This is a genomic window from Polaromonas sp. P1_F9, assembly GCF_056405615.1.
The window spans coordinates 570,076-590,401 of record NZ_JBFUBT010000001.1 but is presented as its reverse complement, the minus strand read 5'-3'; the positions used below and the strand labels follow the sequence as shown (position 1 = coordinate 590,401).

Here is a 20,326-nt window from a genome sequence, read left to right as displayed (position 1 = left end):
CGCACGGCACCCGGCCTTCAGCTGTCAGACAAGGCCCCGAATGCTGTGGGGACGGCCAGAGGTGCGGGCCTTGAAAGGGGTTTGGCCACCGGATTGACCTGGGGTTTCAGCTCAGGGTCCAGCGCGCGCCGCTCGTCAAACACAAAACATTCACCGTCAAAATGCGCGCGTCCGCTTTCCTCAAAATACTTGAGGATGCCGCCATCGAGCTGCCAGACGTTTTCCACCCCGGCTTCGCGCATGAAGATGGCTGCTTTTTCGCAGCGGATGCCGCCGGTGCAAAAGCTCACGACGGTCTTGCCCGCGAGTTCTTGCCGGTGTGCCAGCAGGGCTTGCGGAAACTCGGTGAACTTGCTGATGCGCCAGTCGATGGCGTTTTTGAAGGTGCCGACATCGGCCTCAAAGTCATTGCGGGTGTCCAGCGTCACCACCGGGCGGCCCGTGTCGTCGCAGCCCGCGTCAAGCCAGCGTTTGAGCGTGGCGGCATCCACGGCCGGCGCGCGCCCGGCGGCTGGCTGGATGGCGGGGTGGTTCATGCGGATGATTTCCGGCTTGACCTTGACCAGCAGCTTGCGAAACGGCTGGGCACTTGACCAGCTTTCCTTGGCTTGCAGGTCGCTGAAGCGGGCATCCTGTTTCAGCCATGCCAAAAAATCATGAATATCTGCCGCGGGGCCCGCCAGGAAGAGGTTGATTCCCTCTTCTGCCAGCAATACGGTGCCTTTGATCGCGCGTTGCTGGAGCGCCTGTTCGATGCTGCCCTGCAGCATCGCGGGCAGCGCCAGCCTGACGAATTTATAGGCCGCAATGTTCAGGATTTGCATGATCCGGTCGATTGTAGGCAAGCATGCAGGGCCTTGCACTGCGTCACGGCGCCTCAGCGGACAGCCTCGGCCCTAAAATGACCTTTATGTTTGTTCATTTGCGCCTTCACACCGAATTTTCAGTCGTCGACGGCACCAACCGCATCGATGAAGTTGTGGCCGCTGCGGCTGCCGACCACCAGCCGGCCCTGGCCATCACAGACCTCAGCAATCTGTTCGGGACGGTCAAGTTTTACAAGGAAACCCGGGGCGCAGGCGTCAAACCCCTCATTGGGGCCGATGTGTGGGTGCAGGTGCCGGGCAAGGACGCCGGGGCGCCGGCCGCGCGCCTGCTGCTGCTGGTGCAAAACCGTCAGGGTTACCTGAACCTGTCCGAGATCCTCACGCGGGCCTGGACTAAAAACGTGGTGCGTGACCAAGCCGTGGTCAAGCTCGAATGGCTGCAGGAACTCAATGAAGGCCTGATTGCACTGTCGGGCGCGCAGGGCGGGGCCGTGGGCCAGGCGCTGCTGCAGGGCGACAGCGCACGCGCCGTGGAATGTGCGCTGTACTTTGCGGGCCTCTTCCCGCACCGTTTTTACCTCGAACTGCAACGCGCCCAGCGTCCCGATGACGAACGCCATGTGGCGGCCGCCGTCCAGCTGGCCGCGCGGCTCAAGCTGCCGGTGGTGGCCACCCATCCGGTGCAGTTTCTGACTTACGACGATTACGAGGCACATGAGGCCCGTGTGTGTATTTCGGAAGGCGAAATACTGGGTAATACGCGCCGCGTGCGCAAGTTCACGCGGGAACAGTACTTCAAGTCGGCCGCGCAGATGGCGGCGCTTTTTGCCGATGTGCCCACTGCGCTGGCCAACACCGTGGAAATCGCCCGGCGCTGCAACCTCACGCTGGAGCTGGGAAAACCCATGCTGCCCGACTACCCGACGCCGGAAGTCAATGGCGTGCGCATGCCGATCAACGAATACTTCCGCCACGCGTCGTTTGAAGGGCTGGAAGAGCGCCTGGCGCACCTGTACCGCGACGTGGCCGTGCGCGACCAGAAGCGGCCCGAGTATGTGAAGCGCCTGGAGTTCGAGATCAACACCATCCTCAAGATGGGTTTTCCCGGCTACTTCCTGATCGTGGGTGACTTCATCAACTGGGCCAAGAACAACGGCTGCCCGGTGGGCCCAGGCCGGGGCTCCGGCGCCGGTTCGCTGGTGGCGTATTCGCTCAAGATCACCGACCTGGACCCGCTGCAGTACAACCTGCTGTTCGAGCGCTTCCTGAATCCGGAACGGGTTTCCATGCCCGACTTCGACATCGACTTTTGCCAGAGCAACCGCGACCGCGTGATTGACTACGTGAAAGACAAATACGGCAAGGAAGCCGTGAGCCAGATCGTGACCTTCGGCACCATGGCCGCGCGCGCCGCCATCCGCGACGTGGGCCGCGTGCTCGACTTCCCGTATGGCTTTTGCGACGGCATTTCCAAGCTGATTCCGAACAAGCCGGGCCAGCACATCACGATTGAACAAGCCAAGGAGCAGGAGCCCATCCTGGCCGAGCGCGAGCGCAAGGAAGAGGACGTGCAAACCCTGCTGGCGCTCGCGCAAAAGCTCGAGGGCCTGACCCGCAACGTCGGCATGCATGCCGGTGGCGTGCTGATCGCTCCGAGCAAGTTGACCGATTTTTGCCCGCTCTATGCCCAGCCTGGCAGCGATTCCGCCGTGAGCCAGTTCGACAAGGACGACGTGGAAGCGATCGGCCTGGTCAAGTTCGACTTTTTGGGACTGGCCACGCTGACCATCCTGGAAATCGCCCGGGAGTTCATCATCGCGCGCCACCCGGCGCAAAAAGACTTCAAGTTTGAAGACCTGCCGCTCAACGACCGAAAGGTCTACGAGCTGTTCGGCAGGGGGCAGACCGAAGCCGTGTTCCAGTTTGAAAGTATCGGCATGCAGCGCATGCTGAAAGACGCCAAGCCGGACCGCCTCGAAGACCTGATTGCGATGAACGCGCTCTACCGGCCGGGGCCGATGGAGCTGATCCCGACCTACATCGCGCGCAAGCAGGGCAAGGAAGTGCCCGAATACCCGGACCCGCGCGTCAAGGCCATCCTCGAAGAGACCTACGGCATCATGGTCTACCAGGAGCAGGTGATGCAGACCGCGCAGATCCTGGGCGGCTATTCGCTGGGCGGCGCCGACTTGCTGCGCCGCGCCATGGGCAAGAAGAAAAAAGAAGAGATGGACGCCCAGCGCGAGATCTTCCGCAAGGGTGCGGGTGAGGGCGGCCTCAGCGAGGAGAAAGCCGACGAGGTTTTCGACCTGATGGAGAAATTCGCGGGCTACGGCTTCAACAAGTCGCACTCCGCCGCTTATGCACTGCTGGCCTATCACACAGCCTGGCTGAAGGTGCACTACACCGCCGAATTCTTCGCCGCCAACATGACGGTGGAAATGGACGACACCGACAAGCTCAAGATCCTGTTCGGTGACGCGCAGAAGATGGGCATCCAGTTCGAATCGCCCGACATCAACCGCGGCGACTACCGCTTCGAGCCGATCAGTGCCACTTCCGTGCGCTACGGCCTGGGCGCCGTCAAGGGCACGGGCCAGCAGGCGATTGCCGCCATCGTGGCGGCGCGCAAGGAAGGCGGCCCCTTTACCTCGCTTTATGACTTTTGCGTGCGCGTGGACCGCAGCCGGCTCAACAAGCGCACGGTGGAAGCCCTCATCAAGGGCGGTGCCTTCGACAACCTGCAACTCAACCGCGCGTCGCTGCTGGCGTCGGTGGACCGCGCTTTTGAATTCGCCGCCGCGACCGAAGCCAATGCCAATCAGGGCGGGCTGTTCGACATGTCCGACTCGCACGCGGCCAGCACCCAGGAGCCGGCGCTGGTCGAGGCCATGCCTTTCGGTGTGAAGGCGCGGCTGGTACTGGAAAAAACGGCGATCGGCTTTTACCTCTCAGGGCACCTGTTTGACGAGGTCGAAACCGAAGTGCGGCAGTTTGCCAAGCGCAAGATCGAGGACCTGATCGATTCGCGCGAACCTCAGCTTCTGGCTGCCATTCTGAGTGACCTGCGCGTTATCAACGGCAACCGCGGCAAGCTGATCATTTTCAAGCTCGACGACAAGACGGACGTGCTCGAAGCCTCGGTGGACGAAACGACCTTCAACGCCAACCGTAACCTGCTCAAGGACGACGAACTGGTCATCGTGCAGGGCACGCTGCAGGGCGCGTCGGAGCGCTTCGGCCGCCGCTTCAAGGTCACGCAGGTCTGGGACCTGGAAACTGCCCGCTGCAAATTCGGCAAGTACCTGCGCGTTGCGGTCAACGGCACGGCGCCGGATATCTCCCGGCTGGTCAGGGACTTCCCGCCGCGCCGCGAGATGTCAGACCAGGGAGAGCTCAGCCGCGGCTTGCCGGTGCGATTGAGCCTCAGGCGCCAAGGGGAGGCGGGCGGCGTGGCCGCGGAGCTTCATCTGGGTGAGGCGGCCAAATTCTTCCCGACCGATGCCGCGCTGGCCAGCTGGATGGCGCAGGCCGACAAGGGGCTGGTGCAGATTGTTTATGAGTGAAACAGGCCTCTAGGCCAATAGGAATTTGCGCAAGCAGCTATTGAATTGATAGCAAATGTCGCGCAGGACTTAGTCCTTGGGCCTGAATTCCAGAATCATGGGCGTCGGGACACGTCCATCCACGTCGCGCGGCATGGTGCCCGTGCGGATGATGGCCTTGATCACCGCGTCGTCCCAGGCCTTGTTGCCGCTGGATTTGACCAGGCGCTGGCTGATGACGGTGCCGTCCAGCGTGGTGCGCACTTCTACTTCGGCGGTCGGGTTGCCCGCAATGTCTTCGGTAAACACAATGTTAGGCACAACCTTGGCCCTGACCTTGCCGCCATAACTCGCTGAGGGCCCACCGGCTTTTTGCGCCGTGCCTTTGGCCTCGGCACCACCGGTGGCACCGGCCTGGCCCATCATCCGTTTCATGTTTTCGTCGCGCAGCTTTTTCGCTGCAGCGTCAGCCAGTTTTTGCTTCTCGTCGTCTTTCGCGTCCTGCTTCTTCGCTTCGGCCTTTTTGGCGTCTTCGGCGGCCTTGCGTTTGGCCTGCTCCTCTTTGGCCTTCAGTTCTTTTTCTTTTTTCGCGAGTTGCTCGGCCTTGAGCTTTTCCTGCTTCTGGTTCTCGGCCTCTTTTTGCTGCTGCAACAGCTTGCGCTTTTTCTCTTGCTCCAGCGCGATGTCGACATTGGGCGCAGGTGGTGGCGTCTTCACTTCCGGTGTTGGGGGCGCGGGTGGGGGCGGCGGCWGGGTGGGAGCTTCCACCAGCCTGGGCGCTGCCGCCTGCGGCACGCTGGACCAGATTTCGGCATCAAACGACACCGCCTTGTCGCTATGCTTCCAGTTGATGCCCCAGGTCAGCGCGGCCATCAGCAGGATGTGGGCAAGCAGGGCCAGCCCGAATGCGCGCAGCGACCCGCTGTCGCGGGGCGGTCCGAATTCGAGGCGGTCTGCGGCGCTGGGCATGTGGTTGCGGGTGGCTACTTGTTGCCGGTTTGCACCGAAAGGCCCACGCGCGACACGCCGGCTTTTTGCAGGTTGTCCATGACCTGGACCACGGTTTCGTACTTGATCGATTTGTCGGCGCTGATGACCACGGGAACCGCTTCGGCGCCGGCGGCTTTCACGGCCGGCTCCAGCCGTGCGATGTCGCCTGCGACGTTGCGCACGTTGCTGGGCACGCTGTCGGTCTTGATCTTGATTTGCACGGTTTCATCCTTGCTGATCAGTATCTGCACCGGGTTCTGCGGCTGGCTGGGCGCCTTGCCAACCTTGGGCAGCGCGATCATGCTGGGCGTGATGAGCGGCGCCGTCACCATGAAGATGATGAGCAGCACCAGCATGACGTCGATGAACGGCACCATGTTGATTTCACTGATGGTGCGGCGGTTGCGGCCGCGGCGGGAATTGACTGCTGGCATGGCGGTCCCTTACAGCTCTAGTGTCCCGAAGGAGATTGGGCGCCGAGGTTGCGCTGCAGGATGTTGGAAAACTCTTCGATGAAGGTTTCGAGGCGGTTGGCCACACGGTCAATGTCGTGCGAGAAGCGGTTGTAGGCCACCACGGCCGGAATGGCGGCGAACAGGCCGATGGCGGTGGCTACCAGCGCCTCGGCAATGCCGGGCGCCACCGTGGCCAGCGTGACCTGTTCCAGGGCCGCCAGGCCGGTGAAGGCATGCATGATGCCCCAGACCGTACCGAAGAGGCCGACGTAAGGCGAGACGGAACCCACAGTGGCAAGGAAGGAGAGATTGGCTTCGATCGCGTCCACCTCACGCTGGTAGCTTGCGCGCATGGCGCGGCGTGCACCGTCCAGCAGGGTGCCGGCGTCGGTGATGCGGCGCTCGCGCAGTTTCTGGTATTCACGCATGCCGCTGGCAAAAATCCGCTCCATGGGGCCGGAGTGTTTGGCGTTTTGCGCAGCGCCGGCAAAGAGGTCGTTGAGGCTTGTTCCCGACCAGAATTCGCGGTCGAATTCATCATTGAGCTTCTGCACTTTTTTGAGCGCAATGATTTTCCTGAAGATGGCGGCCCAGCTGGCAATGGACACGCCCACCAGCAGCGCCACCACGGCCTGAACGACCCAGCTGGCATTGAGGATGAGGCTGACGATGGAGAGGTCTTGATTCATGTTGAAGCTTTGCTCAAGTTTTTAGGCTGTCAAGAATGGCAGCAGGAATCCGCCGGGGCTGCAGGCTGGCGGCGTCGACCCAGCCAATCCGTATCGTGCCTTCGCAGAGTAGTGCCCCCACGCTTGTCGCTTCGCGTACTGCGCTGCCCCCCGAGGGGGCTAATTTTCCTAGGGGCGGCCCGTCGGAAAATTGCTTGTCGCTCAGGCTTTTTCCTGGAAGGTCAACTTGCTCTGTTTTTAATAGCGCCTGCTGCTTGATTATCATGGACGCGCGGCCTGCTTCAATCAGGCTTGCCGTAACAATGAGTTCATCATCCAGGCGGGCAGGGTGATGGTAGCGGATGGTGGTTTCAGCCACCACAAATATGCCACCGGTACTTTCCCTCAGACACTGTTGTTCAACGCCCAATGATCTGAGCCATTCAGTGCGCGAACGTTCAAAAAATTTCAAGTAGTTTGCGTAAAAAACAATGCCGCCGGCGTCGGTGTCTTCCCAATAAACCCGCACGGGCCAACTGAAAACGCGCGCGGCCGGGGTCATGCCAGCACCGCCTTGAGCCGGGCCACCGCTTCCTTCAATTGGCCCATGGAATTGGCTGTGGAAAACCGCACGAACTGTTCAGGCGCTGCATGCCCGAAATCCCGGCCTGGCGTGACGGCCAAATGGGCGCGCTTCATGAGCTCAAAGGCGAAATCCCAGCTGCCGCTCACGCCCAGCCGGGCGGCCGCGGCAGTGCAATCGGCGTAGGCGTAAAACGCGCCGTCCGGCATCACCGGAACCGTGAGCCCCAGGCGGTTGAGCTCGGGAATGAAGTAGTCGCGGCGCGCCTTGAATTCGGCACGGCGGCGTTCGTACTCTTGCAGGCTCTCAGGCTCGAAGCAGGCCAGGGCGGCATGCTGGGCGACCGTGCTGGCGCAGATAAAGAGGTTTTGCGCGATGCGCTCGATCACCGGCGCCAGCGCTTCGGGCACCACCAGCCAGCCCAGGCGCCAGCCGGTCATGTTGAAGTATTTGCTGAAGCTGTTGATGCTGATCACGCTTTGGCCCAGTTCGCCGGGCATGGCCAGCGCCGAATGGCCGAAGTGTTCTTCGTAGCTCAGGCCCAGGTAGATCTCGTCGATCAGCGTGATGCCGCCGCGGCTGTGTACAAACTCGTGAATGCGCTGCAGCTCTTCCGGTGCAATCGAGGTGCCTGTGGGGTTGGACGGGGAAGCCAGCAGCACGCCGCGTGTTTTGGGGTTCCATGCTGCTTCCACCTTTTCGCGGGTCAGCTGAAAGCGTTCTTCGGCAGTGGTCGGGACCAGCACCGCATTGCCTTCTGCCGCGCTGACGAAATGCCGGTTGCAGGGGTAGCTGGGGTCGGGCATCAGGATTTCGTCCCCCGCCTCAATCAGGGCCAGGCAGGCCAGTTGCAAGGCAGCGGATGCCCCCGCGGTGATGATGATGCGGCTGGGTGCCACCTGCGCGCCGAAGCGGGAGGCATACCAGCCGCTGATGCGTTCACGCAGTGCCGGCAAGCCGGTAGCCTGGGTGTACTGCGTGGTGCCGTGTTCGATGGCGCGGGCGGCGGCTTGCTGCACCAGGGGCGGCGCCGTGAAGTCGGGTTCGCCGATGTTCAGGAAGATCATGGGCGATGCGCTGTGCGCAAATTCCTGCGCCAGCGCAGAGGCCGCTTTGGCAACCTCCATGACATAGAAGGGCTCAATCCGCTGAGCCCGCTGGGCGATTTTCAAGGCTGGCCTTTCACGGGGCGAGCCCCTATCGGGATTTGTCGGCAGCGACTTCAGCGGCGCGCAGCGAGGGCGCCATTTTGTTCAGGACCCCGTTGACGTACTTGTGGCCGTCGGTGCCGCCGAAGGCTTTGGCAAGTTCGATGCACTCGTTGATCACGACACGCCAGGGCACATCGAGGCAGTGGGTGAACTCATAGGCGCCTATCCACAGCACGGCATGCTCCACCGGGGATATTTCGGCCATGGGCCGGTCCAGCAGGGGCGTGATGCCCGCATCGAGCGTCGCTGCACCTTCGATGCAGCCGTGCAAAAGTGCATCGTAGTGGGCGGAGTCGGCTTTGTGAAAACCCACGAGGTCGCGGGTAAACGCGTCGATCGAATCCGCTTCGTTTCGGCCTACCAGGTGCTGGTAGAGCGCTTGCAGTGCGAACTCGCGAGCGCGCGTGCGTGCGGATTTGTCCGCCGCCTTTTTGACGCCGGTGTCGGTCAGGCCGGTGCGGGTTTGGGGCGGGCGTTTGGGTTTGGTAATGGGGTCTGCCATGAAGTGCCAGTCAGGTTAAGGGATGCAGGAGCAGGCGCTCAGGCAATTTCATTGATCAGGTTCGCCATTTCGACGGCAACGCGGGCGGCTTCGCGCCCTTTGTCGACCTGCCGGGCTTCAGCCTGTGCGACGTTTTCCGTCGTGAGTATGGCATTGGCAATGGGCAGCTGGTAGTCAAGCGCCAGGCGCGTAACCGCCGCGCCGCTTTCATTGGCCACCAGTTCGAAATGGTAGGTCTCACCGCGAATGATGCAGCCGAGGGCAATCAACGCGTCGTATTTGTCGCTTTCGGCCAGGGCCTGCAATGCAACGGGCACTTCCAGTGCGCCGGGCACCTTGACGTGTTTGATGTTGTCCTCTTGCACACCCAGGGAGGCCAGCTCGTGCTTGCAGGCTTCTGCGAGCGCATTGGTAATGCTTTCATTGAAGCGCGCCTGCACGATGCCGATGGAAAGTTTTCTGCCGTCAAGCTTGTCGCCTGAACCTTTTTCTGCTCCAAACACGGTGTATCCCTTTGATTGATTTTTGTTTAATGAAGTGGCTAGTCTTTGGTGGTGTAGCCGACTATTTCGAGGCCATAACCCGTCATGCTCGGCATGCGGCGCGGGTTGCCCATGAGGTTCATCCGGTGCACGCCGCATTCACGCAAAATCTGCGCACCCACACCATAGGTGCGCAAGTCCATGCGGCCGCGCTCAGGTGCCTGGCTGGCGCGCGCGGTGCCTTCAAACTGGGCCAGCAATTGCGCGGCGCTTTCGCCGCAATTGAGCAGCACGGCAACGCCCCTGCCTTGTTCTGCGATGTGTTTGAGACTCTGGTCGAGACTCCATGAATGCATGGAGCGGCCTGTTTCAAGAACGTCCAGTACCGACAGAGGCTCATGCACACGCGCGGACACGACATCGTCGGTAGACCACGCACCCTTGACCAGGGCCAGGTGCAGGCTTTGGCTGGGTTTGTCCCGGAAGGCATGGGCGGTGAATTCGCCAAAGGCAGTCTGCAGTGTGCGGCTGCCGATTTTTTCCACCAGCGAATCGTTGCGGCTGCGGTGTTCGATCAGGTCGGCGATGGTGCCGATTTTCAGGCCGTGCTCCGCCGCAAACAGCAGCAGATCAGGAAGCCGGGCCATGGTGCCGTCGTCTTTCATGATCTCGCAAATGACAGCGGCCGGTGAGCAGCCGGCCATGCCGGCCAGGTCGCATCCGGCTTCGGTGTGGCCGGCGCGCATCAGCACACCGCCATCGACAGCCTGCAGCGGAAAGATGTGGCCGGGCTGGACCAGGTCGGTGACCCTGGCGTCCTTGGCCACGGCGGCCTGCACGGTGCGAGCGCGGTCAGCGGCTGAAATACCGGTGGTCACGCCTTCTGCTGCCTCAATCGACACGGTGAAGGCGGTGGAATGCTTGGTGCCGTTACGTGTGGCCATGGGCGGCAGTTGCAGCAGCTCGCAGCGTTCACGGGTCAGGGTCAGGCAGATCAGGCCTCGGCCGAAGCGCGCCATGAAGTTGATGGCTTCTGCGGTAACGTGGTCTGCCGCCAGCACCAGGTCGCCTTCGTTTTCGCGGTCTTCTTCGTCGATCAGGATGACCATGCGGCCGGCGCGCATGTCGGCAACGATGTCTTCAACGGGGGAGATGGCAGTTGTCATGGTTCAGGGCTTTTTTGGGATGTTGTTATGGGTGTCGCCCAGCATGCGCTCGACGTAGCGCGCGATCAGGTCGATCTCGAGGTTGACGTCGGAGCCTGCTGCCAACCGGCCCAGCGCGGTGTTCTGCACGGTGTGGGGAATGAGGTTGATGCTGATTTCCGTGCCGCCCGCACCACCCGTTGCATCGGCCAGGTCGGTGACCCGGTTGACGGTGAGGCTCACACCGTTGACGGTGATGGAGCCCTTGTAAGCCAGGTACTTGCCGAGCTCGCGCGGGGCGCGAATGCGCAGCTCCCAGCTTTCGCCCACCTGGGCGAAATGCGTCACGCTGCCGATGCCGTCAACATGGCCTGAAACGATGTGGCCGCCGAGGCGGTCATGCGCACGAAGGGCTTTTTCGAGGTTGATGGGGCCGGTTTCCGCCAGGCCGGTGGTTTTGGCCAGGGATTCGGCGGAAATGTCGATGGTGAAGCGATTGAGGGGAAGGTCCAGCGTCGTGGCCGTCATGCAGGCGCCGTTGAGCGCGATGCTGTCGCCCAGGCCCACGTCATCAAGGTAACCCGCAGGCGCCTCTATGGTGAGGCGCTTGCCGTGGTCTGAAGAGCTGCCCAGGCTTTGGATGGCGACGATGCGCCCCAAGCCGGTAATGATTCCGGTAAACATGGTGCCATTTTCGCAGGGATTCCGGGGGTGGCGGCGCGGACGGCGCCAAAGGCCTGGAAAAGAGGGTGTTCAGCCGTGATTCACAAGGCTTGCGCAGGCGCGCACGGGCCGGTTCAGACGTCTTTATTTAAGAGAAAATGGTTGTAGCCCAATGGTGGCATGCACGAGTAGCTATTATTTTCATAGCAGATATGGGGCGTTTTGCGAGCGTTCGCAGGCAGACCGATGTCCGCCATTGCGCTAGAAAGCTTCCCGGCCCGCCAGGCGGGCGACGATGCGCAGGTCAGGCCCGACCCTGTCGGTAGACAGGAACTGCAGCTCGAGCCCGTTGGCGAGTGTTTGCAAGGGTTCCAGGGCAGCCATGCCCTGGCCCGGCCCAAGCAGCTTGGGCGCCAGGTAAACCAGGAATTCATCCACCAGCCCGCTGCGGATCAGCGATGCGTTGAGTTTGCTGCCGGCTTCGACGTGCAGTTCGTTGATCTCGCGCTGCGCCAGGTCTTTCATCATGGCCGCCAGATCGACTTTCCCACGGGCGTCGGGCAGGCAGGTGACCGTCGCACCCTTGGCGACCAGCGCGGCTTCTTGTGGCGAGCTCCGGGTGGCGGTGTAAATCCATACCGGGCCGCCCGACTGGAATATTTTCGCGCCAGGCGGCGTTTGCAGCAGGCTGTCGACAATTACGCGGCAAGGTTGCACCGGCGTTTCCACCAGACGGACGTCCAGCTGTGGGTCGTCCTCCAGCAGGGTCCCGATGCCCGTCAGCACGGCGGAGGCACGGGCCCGCCACGCATGGCCATCGGTCCGCGCTTCGGGCGAGGTGATCCACTGGCTCTGTCCATTGGCCAGCGCCGTGGTGCCGTCCAGCGAGGCTGCAACCTTCAGGCGAACCCAGGGGATTTTGCGGACCATCCGGCTGAAAAAGCCGATATTCAGTTCCCTGGACTCCCCGGCGCCCGGCCCGACCTCCACCTCAACGCCGGCGGCCCGCAGGCGCTCAAATCCCTGGCCGGCCACCAGCGGATTCGGGTCCGCTATCGAGGCAACCACCTTTTTGATGCCCGCGGCAATCAGGGCGTCGCAGCAAGGGCCTGTCCGCCCGTGATGGGAGCAGGGCTCAAGGGTGACATAGGCGGTAGCGCCTTTGACCGAGCGGCCGTTGTTCGCTGCATCGCGCAGGGCCATGACTTCGGCGTGGGGGCCGCCTGCCTGCTGGGTATGGCCCTGGCCTATAGCTTCGCCATTAGCGTTGACAAGGACGCAGCCGACTCGGGGATTGGGAAAAGAAAGGCAAAGCGCTTGCTCTGCCAAAGAGGTAGCGGACCGGATGGCCTCGCCGATACTGATCATCCCCGATCTATTCCGTCGAACTGGCGGAACAGGACGAATCCGTGGCACTGGAGGGCTTGCAGCTACGTGTTCTCCCTGTCGCGGCGACGATGATCCGGCGGGTCTCCTCACTTTGCGAACCCGTAGCAACGTCGGTACGGGTTATGGTGAGGGTCAGTGCGCCAAAGCCGCCGCTTTTCAATTTCGAGTACCCGGATGCGTCAAACAGCAGATATGGCGCCGCTGCTGCAGCACTTCCATTTCCAACAACATTGATAAATCCGGGCAGGGCGGCCTGGTTAAGGACGGTCGTATCCGCGCTTGCAGTATAGGTTTGAGATCTGTCTGTGTCTACGAAGACAACCCAACCATCATTCCAGCTCGTGCCATTGTTGGTTGGCACTACCATGGCGTTCATTCCGCGCTTCATGGCTTCGCTCCTTGCCGCATTGATTGCGGATAACAAGGTGTTCGTCGCCGAGGTCAGGTCGGCATTACGGCGGTATGTGGTCAGGCTTGGTATGGCCACAACGAGCAGCACCGACGCAAGAGTCATGGTGACCATCAACTCGATGATGGTGAAACCCCGACTGGAGTGGTTTCTCGTTTTCATGGCCAGCAGAGGGCGGGTTTGGTACTGGCGGCCGTACCCGTGCAATCCTTGGTGCCGGTACTCATCATTCGCAGGGAGCCGACCTCTGGATCAGCTTTCACAGGCGTAGCCACCACGCGAACACATTCTGCGATGGAGAGCGTACCGGCACCAGAGGGGCAGGTGTCGGCCTCAAGCTTGTACGCTGCACTCGAAGGGTTGTCGCCAGAAAATGTCTTGAAGGGCACGGACGTTGCCGTGACGCCACCGCAGGCGGTAGAGGGGGAGGGTGCCGTTGCAGTCGCCGTGAAACTGGTATCGGTCGTGAATCCCGCGTAACAGTTTCGCTGGGTCATGTAGCGTTCCTGCTGCTGCATCAGCTCTGCCAGCGCGGTGCGCGCCTGGGCCCTTTTGCCCTTCAGCACCGAGTCTGTGTAGGACGGGTAAGCAACCGCCGCCAGAATGCCGACCACAGCCACCACGATCAACAATTCGATGAGCGTGAAACCTTGCGTATGTTGTTTTTTCATGGTGCGTTCTTCAGGTCCTGGTAATTGTTGATCTGCCGCCAGCTCAGACGTCCGGCATCGACTGTGAAACTGCTCGGGGGGGGAGGGGTCCCTGCTCCATATTGACCTTGTGGAATCATTCCGGTAACGACGGTTTTCTTTCTCCGCCCTGTGCTGTCACTGACCGTGTAAGTCGTCGCGGGGAGCGTTGCGAGCAATGGCTCACCAAGCAGGCCCACCGTTGATTGTGTGTACGTCCCTCCTTCACCGTCGATATTCAGGTCATACAGATTACCGCTTCCCCCTGCCGCAGCGCATGAGCCGGCGGCACCTGACGAGGCAGGAATCAGACTCGACATAAGGAATGAGTCCCCGTTTATGGCACCGTTATTGACCATTCGCTCGCCCAAGACCGGGAGATCGAAGTACCAACCTGAACGTTGTGTGGTATCGGCATTGCTTGTAGCCCGGCCCCAACGGAACGTTGAAAGCGTAATTGTACGTGCGGTCGTATTCACTGTACCGGCTTGCAGGCGGCCTCTGCCTGTGATCACACTGGCGCTGGCAGGACTGTTGTCAGCCGCCGTGGAGCCGTTGTCGTATACGGCATAGAACGAATTTTGTACTGTCGACGTCTTGTCGGATGTCTCAAGGTACTTGCCGGTTCCGAAGCCGATGACGGTGGTTTTGGTGCCTCCCACTACCGGGCCAGCGGCCAAAAGCGGTGACATTGAAATCGGCTGAACAGCGCCCGCGGTGGTTGCCGCAATGTACAAGGGGTAAGGAATGGGCAAGGCTACAGTACCCTTGTTATAGGCGGACAGCTTGTCCATGGTCCATTCGGCAGCACCGTGCAAGGCAAAGTTCAATCTCCAGAGCTTGCCATGGAGATCACCCATATAGATCTGATCGACTTCACCGGCAAAACCCAAGCTTGCTTTGAAATTAAGCAGACCGGTCGCGTTGGTGGCGCTCAGGGTTGAGTCGATAGGCAAGCTGATCTTGTAGTAGTTGGGGGTTGTAGCTGTGGCGCTCCAGGCCGCCCCGGCTGCCTTGTCCAGGGCCAGCAAGAAGAGTGCGGGCTTGCCCGTGGTGCTATAAAGGCCCGCGCTGTCCGGAACATAGTTGTTCACCCCGCTCGCCACAACAGCGAACCAGCGGTAAGTCGGTGTAGTAGCACCTGGGGCGCTGGTCCGCAGTTTGACAATTTGCGGCCTGCCCACCACATAGCCCATGTCGGCATCGTCAGCGCGGGTGAATTCCCACATGACGTTTGATGCAGAGAAGGCGCTTGGGGCGGTAACATCCAGCGCAAACACGCCAGACCCGCCGGCCCCGGTACCGGAGACCAGTACGGTTTTCCAGTCGGCGCTGGTACCCGCACTTCCCACCTGTGCCTCGGCCACTACGGGCGAAGCATCCACATAGGCCTGGTGATTACCGACATACGTTGGAGCGGTCAGTGCGGCCAGCTTGGGGCCCATCCAGCTCGGGATATAACCGAAAAGCTCGTCCCCCGTTGTCGCGTTGAATGCATGCAGCATGCCGTCATTCGCGCCGACAAAAATCGCCGGCGTGCGGCTGGCGTTGGTGCTTGCAAACCCGGTAAAGGTTGTATCTGCACCCAGAAAGGCCTGGGGCGCTCCGGAGTAAACCACGCCTGAATTCACGATATCACCCAACAGTTTGGTACGGGTGCGGAAAGGGCTTGCTTCCCTTGACCGGTCGCCGCGCAGGTAATTGAGGCGATCCTGTCCCAAACCGTCTGCGGTGGAGGCTGGCGTTAACTTGTTCAGCTGGGTTTGTATTGTCGAGTCGATAGCAGCCCAGGTGAAAGCATAGGCGGTAGGGCTTGCGGTTGCACCGCTCTTGCCGATCACGATGTTTCGGGTGGTGGCTGGGGTAGCCAGCGCGCCAAGGCGCGTTGCGGCAGTCCATGTAGGAACAGTTCCCAATGTAATGGCCGTGCCTGTTGCGCTGATCGGAAACGCCAGTACGTCGCCAGTCCAGTCCGAGGTGTCGAATGCTGCCTGATAAGTCAGGGTCCCACCCGGGGTTAAAGTCTTGCTTGCGATGGCGCTGCCGGCAATGCTGCGCGCTGAAGTGGAGGCCCGGCCAAAGATGCTGTCAAAAGCGTTCAGCACCCCGCGTGCGCTACTCTGCAAATAATAAGTGCTGGCTTCGCCGGGATTCGCAGAGTCCTGCCAGACATTGTTGTCGTTGGTCCCATCCTGTTTCTTGAACGGGTTGCCGTAGGTGTTGTAGGGTTTGTTTCCGACATTGGCTGCGTCCGACTCAAAGCCCCCGTATTTCGCCGCGGTGAAAAACTGGTTCTGGTTGCGTCTGTAGGCGGTGCTGTTTGACGAACCACCCTCATTGACATCAAAGAAAAAAGACTTGGTCCTCAGGCCGGGCCTTTGCAGCGTCGGGCTGCCCGTCCAGCCAGTTCCCCGAATGTCATGGGTATGGGCCCAGTAAGCCTGGCCTGTCAGCACCTGCGAGCCGCTGGATACGGTTTGTGACAGGGTGTTTGCCGTGTTTGGATTCCCTGTTGTTCGCGAGGCACCCTGCCCATCAACATAAGACGTGCTGGCATTCGACTCGAAGCTGTTGACGATGCCTTTCCAGTAGCTGAAATCCTGGATATTGTTGGCCGGGTTGGTTGACCGTGTCAGGAGGGTATTGCCGTCGTGGGTGTTCACGTCACCGATCGCCACAATATTGCTTTTCAGGCACGAATAATCCCCAGTGTTGGTGCGTGAGCCGCCATAGGGGTCTGTCCAGGTTGTGTAAACCGGATAGCCGTCATACATGGACGCTGTCAGGCTGCTAATCGCTGCTGGTGTGGGCCCAAGCCCTTGCAGGTAACGCAGCGATTCCCCATACATTTCACCGACAGCATCATAAATTTTGTAGCGGCCCGGAGTTGGACCGGTGCGGCCGAATTTGTTCAGGTAGTTGATGACGCCGCTGATGGGGGGGGTTTGCGTGGTGTCGCCGTCAGGATTGGCTGCGAACACGCCGTTGGTGGCACTCCATTCTGCTGCGGGGTTGCCGCCGCCGGGGGTGTTGTCGACTCCCGTTTCGTTGAATGTCTTTGCCCCGACAAATTTCATCGGTGCCCGCAGTACGCCGCCATAACGTCCGCCGCTTGAACTTTGGGTCTGGTCCATCAGGTAGCCGAAAGCTGCCAGCCGTAATTGATCGCTGTACTTCTGGATGCTGCCCTCTGGCTTGAAGTTGCCGGCGGGGTACTGCTTGCACAAGCCGTAGTCCCGCACGTCCTGCAGTGTTCCCGACGTGGCGTTGCACACCTGCACCCGCGCAAAAAAGTAGCCGTCAGTATTGAGGGTGCCGGCTGGGACTGGGGTGGCCGGAGGAGTCCACGATCCGGTGTAGGCCCGAATACGGCAGGTCGGACTTGATATGCCCGGATTCCCGAGAACGGCGTTTGAGCAGGTGAGACCCTCAGACGCAGGACCCACTCTCCAGGTAGTGCTTCGCCCGTACCAAACCTCCTGAACGCCGGTGAAGGCACAGTTAGCGTTCTGGGTGGCGCACGAGGTAGTCCCTGAGGGCAGAGACCCGCTAAAAGCCGAAATTGGTCCCACAGCAGGAGTGGGCGCAGGCATGGGAGGCGATCCTATTACATAGGCGCCGGTGGTTGTGCAGTTGCCCGTCTTGCTGGTTCCGAAATACATGCGGTTCAGGGTATTGGCAACCCAGATGTCGGCCCCGCCGGCCTGGGTGATCATGGCGGTGGGCACTGCACCCCAATACAACCCGGCTCCACCGCCATTTCTTTGCAACTGCTTGGCCGGGAAATTGTTGCTGTTCCACATGCATACCGGGTCGCCGTTAGGAATTACAGCCCTTTGCAATATGGTGAGGCTTGCGGTATCGATGTAGCGGTCACCCCCCGACAGTGCAAGGCGCAGCATGTCGATGGCGGAGTTTGATGCCCAGTTCAGGAAGTTGCCGCTGAAGGCGTCGTTGCACATGCGGCGGCTTGCGCCCGTTCCAGCCGCGCCTGTGCGGTCAAAACGTTTGTAGTCCGATGCGCTGAATCCTGAAGCGGGGGTTTCGGAGGGGGCATTGTTGTAGGCGTAGCAGCTTTCTGCGTCGTAATACCCCAGATATTCGTTGAGATTGGAGTACGTGGCGTCTGTAGAGCCCGAAGCAGGAAGGTACTGGGCGCCGACAGTCGGGTACTCCACCGACAGCGCCAGAGCCATGACTGGTTTGTCACCACCCGCAGCAGCAAACAACGGTTCTGAAGACAAGGCGATTGCGGGAATGCTTGGGGGACTGCTTTGCCCTACCACGACCAGTGCCACTGAAGCGGCGCCACAAAGTATGGCGGCGGAAAGCCAGTGTTTTCTCACCATGGTCGTCAATTTGTTCTTGAACAGCATATAAGTACCTGATTGTTTGTATAAGACCGATGGGGCTGCCAAACCTGTTAATTTCTGTAGAGCATTTGCACCACAGCCTGTATGTCGTCACGGGGGCCGAATCCCATGGAAGTGACACGGTAGACATATGCCGGGGTGCTGGACGACTGGCTTCGGGAATCTCCCCCGGCGTTATGGTCAAGAATGGGTTCGATGATGTAGCGGGGCACCTTTGCGGGCTGGACCCCGAGACTGCCCGCAGCAAATGTGCGGCCGGTATAGGTTCCGTATGCCGCAGTGCGGGCGCCGGCGCCTGTGGCCGTGAAATCTACGGTCAACCACGCAGGCTTTCCGGTGGTGACCAACGTGCACAGTCCAATACTTGAACCGCTTGTGCCGCAACTGGGTAAAAAATCGCTCATATTGCTCGCCGTGAAGGTGGCTCTGCGGGTCGAAGCGCCGGGGCCGAACATATCGAATTCCGCATCCATGAGCGCTGCTTCGGCTGATTGCCAGGCGATTTGCATATCGCGGTCATTGCGGGCGCCGCGTTCAGCCATCGTGGAAATCTGGATCCCTGCGATGCCCAGCATGGACACAATGACCAGGATGATCATCACGATGATGAGCGACACGCCGTTCTGGTTCTTGGCGGCCTGCCGGGCCAAAGGCAAAGTTTCTTTGTTCATGGTATTCATTGCGCGTTACGCAGGTGCACGGTAAAAGTCAGCGTTTGGCGCATCCGGCTGTCAACGGGGGAGGCAAAGACCGTTCCTGGATCATTGCTTGATGACAGTGCCGATCCTGCCGTGCCAGTGGCAGATGCGGCAGCCTGGCCCAGCGGGTAAAAGGTGCGGGAAATTTTTTCCTGGGAAGAACCCACCGGGCCGCGAATCACCATTCCGATGCGGATGCTGCGCACACGGCGCCAATTGTTTTCTGTAGCTGTAGCATCGCCTGCTACGGGCATTTGGTCAGCGCGAAGAAAGCGGTCTGCGACCGCATCAGGGGTCCCCGTGGGTGCTGTGTTGGGGACGACGCCGTCGACGCCGTAAAGAACCTGGAAGTTTTCCACCCCGCGAATAACAGGTTGAACTGTGAATGTGCCAGTGGTCGGGTTCCCGGTGGTGCACATCAGGGACGGCTCGCCCTGACTATCGATACCCACATGGAAAACACTCATAACGCGGTCGGTCTCGTCTGCTGGAACCGTGGTGGAGGGGTTGCCAGCGCAATCAATCATCGTGCTGTCGGCCACGCCCGAACCGGGAAAGGTTTCTGCCGCCTGGTAGCGAAGGATCAACACATCACTTCCATAACCCGTCGTTCCAGCTGATCTGGCTGTTGCCGTATTAAGGGGGTCTGTGGCGCTTGAGGTCGAATTGTTAAACCCGCCAATATTGGCGGGATGTGTCGTGCTGGGATTCGTGAGAATCTTGGCATCCTGATAGCCTGATTGAACAATCAGTCTCTGAATAAGATCGCTTGCAAAACGGCCGCTGTCTCTTAATTGAGAGGCCGCGTCCACTGTGCTGAACCCCTGGCGGCTAACGATCAGTGCCGACACTGCCGCAATCGCGACAATACTGCTGATAGCCAGCGCTACCAGCAGTTCGATGAGCGTGAGACCGCGTTGGCTTGCGCGGTTGCGGCCGGCTTTGGCCTTGCCGAAGACCATTGATAGATGCGTCATACGGTGTTCCCGGCGGTGATGGGGAAGTTCACTGAAGGACGGACCGCCTGTTCCAGGGCTTGGGAACCGGACTGCGACCGGTCTGTGCTTCCGCGGGTCCACCCTATTTTGATCATGCCGGTAGCGCCAGTGCCGGCGGTGCATGTCCACTGTGGAAGGCCGCTGGAGTCAAATGGCGCGCTGTCCAGACACACTGTTACCCTGGCGCCCGGCAGTTCGCTTTCAACCCGGCTCAGCCATTCCGTCATTTGCGCATTGGCGATGGCGGTTGCGTCCGCGCAAGGCGTTGTGGCAGTGGCGACATTCAGGCAGTAGGACGGGGCCACTGCTGTAAGGGGGTGGGCGGTGAAGTTACCCAGGTAAGGGTTGGTGGCCAGCAAGGCAATATCTTTGTTTCCGCGCATCATTTCAGCCAGCTCGCGCGCCAGCAAACTCGCGGTTGACTGCAATCGCGCTTCGCGATTGGATTGCAATGCCGCCGCCTGCAAGCCCACCATGCCGAGCAGGCCGAAAGACAGGACCACGATGGAAATCAACACCTCGAGCAGGGAAAATCCCCGCTGGCGATCTGGGCGCAGGGCCGAAAAGGTGCGAATTGAGGGCTTTTGTGTAACCGGACTTTTCATTCGTTAATGATAGGAGCGTGGGGCCGGGAAAGAAATCCCTGTCCCAACCGCTTATCGCTATCGTTTAACCGTTTAGCCGGATAGGCCGCGGCTT

At 60.6% G+C, this 20,326-nt stretch carries 18 protein-coding genes; 1 reads left to right on the top strand and 17 read right to left on the bottom strand.

Annotated features, from left to right (window positions below; translation table 11 throughout):
- Positions 1-17: 17 nt before the first annotated feature.
- Positions 18-824 carry a sulfurtransferase gene (locus AC1DYR_RS02690; RefSeq protein WP_477703713.1) on the bottom strand — a complete coding sequence of 269 codons (807 nt, stop codon included), beginning with the start codon at positions 822-824 and terminating at the stop codon, positions 18-20.
- Positions 825-910: 86 nt separating this feature from the next.
- Between AC1DYR_RS02690 and dnaE the strand changes: the two genes are divergently transcribed.
- The gene (gene dnaE, locus AC1DYR_RS02685; RefSeq protein ID WP_477703712.1) at positions 911-4,393 is read left to right on the top strand and encodes a DNA polymerase III subunit alpha; all 3,483 of its coding nucleotides are present in this window, start codon (positions 911-913) and stop codon (positions 4,391-4,393) included.
- 69 nt (positions 4,394-4,462) lie between these two features.
- Here the strand turns inward: dnaE and tolA are convergent, their stop codons facing one another.
- From tolA to pilV, 16 genes are all read right to left on the bottom strand, one after another.
- Positions 4,463-5,341 carry a cell envelope integrity protein TolA gene (gene tolA, locus AC1DYR_RS02680; protein ID WP_477703711.1) on the bottom strand — a complete coding sequence of 293 codons (879 nt, stop codon included), beginning with the start codon at positions 5,339-5,341 and terminating at the stop codon, positions 4,463-4,465.
- 14 nt (positions 5,342-5,355) lie between these two features.
- On the bottom strand, positions 5,356-5,796 hold the full coding sequence (locus tag AC1DYR_RS02675; RefSeq protein ID WP_457280237.1) for a biopolymer transporter ExbD: 441 nt from the start codon (positions 5,794-5,796) through the stop codon (positions 5,356-5,358).
- 17 nt (positions 5,797-5,813) lie between these two features.
- Positions 5,814-6,506, bottom strand: a complete 693-nt coding sequence (tolQ, locus tag AC1DYR_RS02670) for a protein TolQ (RefSeq protein ID WP_457280238.1) — start codon at positions 6,504-6,506, stop codon at positions 5,814-5,816.
- Positions 6,507-6,519: 13 nt separating this feature from the next.
- Positions 6,520-7,047 (bottom strand): YbgC/FadM family acyl-CoA thioesterase, encoded by a 528-nt coding sequence (locus AC1DYR_RS02665; protein WP_477703710.1) that lies wholly within the window; start codon positions 7,045-7,047, stop codon positions 6,520-6,522.
- The gene (locus tag AC1DYR_RS02660; RefSeq protein ID WP_477703709.1) at positions 7,044-8,240 is read right to left on the bottom strand and encodes a pyridoxal phosphate-dependent aminotransferase; all 1,197 of its coding nucleotides are present in this window, start codon (positions 8,238-8,240) and stop codon (positions 7,044-7,046) included. The genes AC1DYR_RS02665 and AC1DYR_RS02660 overlap by 4 nt, the downstream gene beginning before the upstream one ends.
- 25 nt (positions 8,241-8,265) lie before the next feature.
- Positions 8,266-8,781, bottom strand: coding sequence for a transcription antitermination factor NusB (nusB, locus tag AC1DYR_RS02655; RefSeq protein WP_348045906.1), 516 nt, complete (start codon positions 8,779-8,781; stop codon positions 8,266-8,268).
- Positions 8,782-8,819: 38 nt separating this feature from the next.
- Positions 8,820-9,284, bottom strand: a complete 465-nt coding sequence (gene ribH / locus AC1DYR_RS02650; protein WP_477703708.1) for a 6,7-dimethyl-8-ribityllumazine synthase — start codon at positions 9,282-9,284, stop codon at positions 8,820-8,822.
- A 38-nt stretch (positions 9,285-9,322) separates the two neighbouring features.
- Positions 9,323-10,429 carry a bifunctional 3,4-dihydroxy-2-butanone-4-phosphate synthase/GTP cyclohydrolase II gene (ribBA, locus tag AC1DYR_RS02645; RefSeq protein WP_477703707.1) on the bottom strand — a complete coding sequence of 369 codons (1,107 nt, stop codon included), beginning with the start codon at positions 10,427-10,429 and terminating at the stop codon, positions 9,323-9,325.
- 3 nt (positions 10,430-10,432) lie between these two features.
- Positions 10,433-11,092: a riboflavin synthase gene (locus AC1DYR_RS02640; protein ID WP_477685319.1), complete on the bottom strand. Its 660-nt coding sequence runs from the start codon at positions 11,090-11,092 to the stop codon at positions 10,433-10,435.
- 240 nt (positions 11,093-11,332) lie between these two features.
- Positions 11,333-12,439 (bottom strand): bifunctional diaminohydroxyphosphoribosylaminopyrimidine deaminase/5-amino-6-(5-phosphoribosylamino)uracil reductase RibD, encoded by a 1,107-nt coding sequence (gene ribD / locus AC1DYR_RS02635; RefSeq protein WP_477703706.1) that lies wholly within the window; start codon positions 12,437-12,439, stop codon positions 11,333-11,335.
- A 7-nt stretch (positions 12,440-12,446) separates the two neighbouring features.
- Positions 12,447-13,031 (bottom strand): GspH/FimT family pseudopilin, encoded by a 585-nt coding sequence (locus AC1DYR_RS02630; RefSeq protein ID WP_477703705.1) that lies wholly within the window; start codon positions 13,029-13,031, stop codon positions 12,447-12,449.
- On the bottom strand, positions 13,028-13,540 hold the full coding sequence (locus AC1DYR_RS02625; protein ID WP_477703704.1) for a type IV pilin protein: 513 nt from the start codon (positions 13,538-13,540) through the stop codon (positions 13,028-13,030). The genes AC1DYR_RS02630 and AC1DYR_RS02625 overlap by 4 nt, the downstream gene beginning before the upstream one ends.
- Positions 13,537-17,934, bottom strand: a complete 4,398-nt coding sequence (locus AC1DYR_RS02620) for a pilus assembly protein (RefSeq protein WP_477703703.1) — start codon at positions 17,932-17,934, stop codon at positions 13,537-13,539. The genes AC1DYR_RS02625 and AC1DYR_RS02620 overlap by 4 nt, the downstream gene beginning before the upstream one ends.
- A gap of 47 nt (positions 17,935-17,981) precedes the next feature.
- Positions 17,982-18,602 (bottom strand): pilus assembly PilX family protein, encoded by a 621-nt coding sequence (locus tag AC1DYR_RS02615; protein ID WP_477703702.1) that lies wholly within the window; start codon positions 18,600-18,602, stop codon positions 17,982-17,984.
- Between the two features lie 5 nt (positions 18,603-18,607).
- Positions 18,608-19,606 carry a PilW family protein gene (locus tag AC1DYR_RS02610; protein ID WP_477703701.1) on the bottom strand — a complete coding sequence of 333 codons (999 nt, stop codon included), beginning with the start codon at positions 19,604-19,606 and terminating at the stop codon, positions 18,608-18,610.
- Positions 19,603-20,232: a type IV pilus modification protein PilV gene (gene pilV / locus AC1DYR_RS02605; protein WP_477703700.1), complete on the bottom strand. Its 630-nt coding sequence runs from the start codon at positions 20,230-20,232 to the stop codon at positions 19,603-19,605. The genes AC1DYR_RS02610 and pilV overlap by 4 nt, the downstream gene beginning before the upstream one ends.
- Positions 20,233-20,326 lie beyond the last annotated feature (94 nt).

What these genes read in the sequence shown, in the direction of transcription:
- AC1DYR_RS02690 (WP_477703713.1), bottom strand. Translation starts at nt 824, where the DNA reads ATGCAAATCCTGAACATTGCGGCCTATAAATTCGTCAGGCTGGCGCTG.
- dnaE (WP_477703712.1), top strand. Translation starts at nt 911, where the DNA reads ATGTTTGTTCATTTGCGCCTTCACACCGAATTTTCAGTCGTCGACGGC.
- AC1DYR_RS02675 (WP_457280237.1), bottom strand. Translation starts at nt 5,796, where the DNA reads ATGCCAGCAGTCAATTCCCGCCGCGGCCGCAACCGCCGCACCATCAGT.
- tolQ (WP_457280238.1), bottom strand. Translation starts at nt 6,506, where the DNA reads ATGAATCAAGACCTCTCCATCGTCAGCCTCATCCTCAATGCCAGCTGG.
- AC1DYR_RS02665 (WP_477703710.1), bottom strand. Translation starts at nt 7,047, where the DNA reads ATGACCCCGGCCGCGCGCGTTTTCAGTTGGCCCGTGCGGGTTTATTGG.
- nusB (WP_348045906.1), bottom strand. Translation starts at nt 8,781, where the DNA reads ATGGCAGACCCCATTACCAAACCCAAACGCCCGCCCCAAACCCGCACC.
- ribBA (WP_477703707.1), bottom strand. Translation starts at nt 10,429, where the DNA reads ATGACAACTGCCATCTCCCCCGTTGAAGACATCGTTGCCGACATGCGC.
- AC1DYR_RS02640 (WP_477685319.1), bottom strand. Translation starts at nt 11,092, where the DNA reads ATGTTTACCGGAATCATTACCGGCTTGGGGCGCATCGTCGCCATCCAA.
- ribD (WP_477703706.1), bottom strand. Translation starts at nt 12,439, where the DNA reads ATGATCAGTATCGGCGAGGCCATCCGGTCCGCTACCTCTTTGGCAGAG.
- AC1DYR_RS02630 (WP_477703705.1), bottom strand. Translation starts at nt 13,031, where the DNA reads ATGAAAACGAGAAACCACTCCAGTCGGGGTTTCACCATCATCGAGTTG.
- AC1DYR_RS02625 (WP_477703704.1), bottom strand. Translation starts at nt 13,540, where the DNA reads ATGAAAAAACAACATACGCAAGGTTTCACGCTCATCGAATTGTTGATC.
- AC1DYR_RS02620 (WP_477703703.1), bottom strand. Translation starts at nt 17,934, where the DNA reads ATGCTGTTCAAGAACAAATTGACGACCATGGTGAGAAAACACTGGCTT.
- AC1DYR_RS02615 (WP_477703702.1), bottom strand. Translation starts at nt 18,602, where the DNA reads ATGAACAAAGAAACTTTGCCTTTGGCCCGGCAGGCCGCCAAGAACCAG.
- AC1DYR_RS02610 (WP_477703701.1), bottom strand. Translation starts at nt 19,606, where the DNA reads ATGACGCATCTATCAATGGTCTTCGGCAAGGCCAAAGCCGGCCGCAAC.
- pilV (WP_477703700.1), bottom strand. Translation starts at nt 20,232, where the DNA reads ATGAAAAGTCCGGTTACACAAAAGCCCTCAATTCGCACCTTTTCGGCC.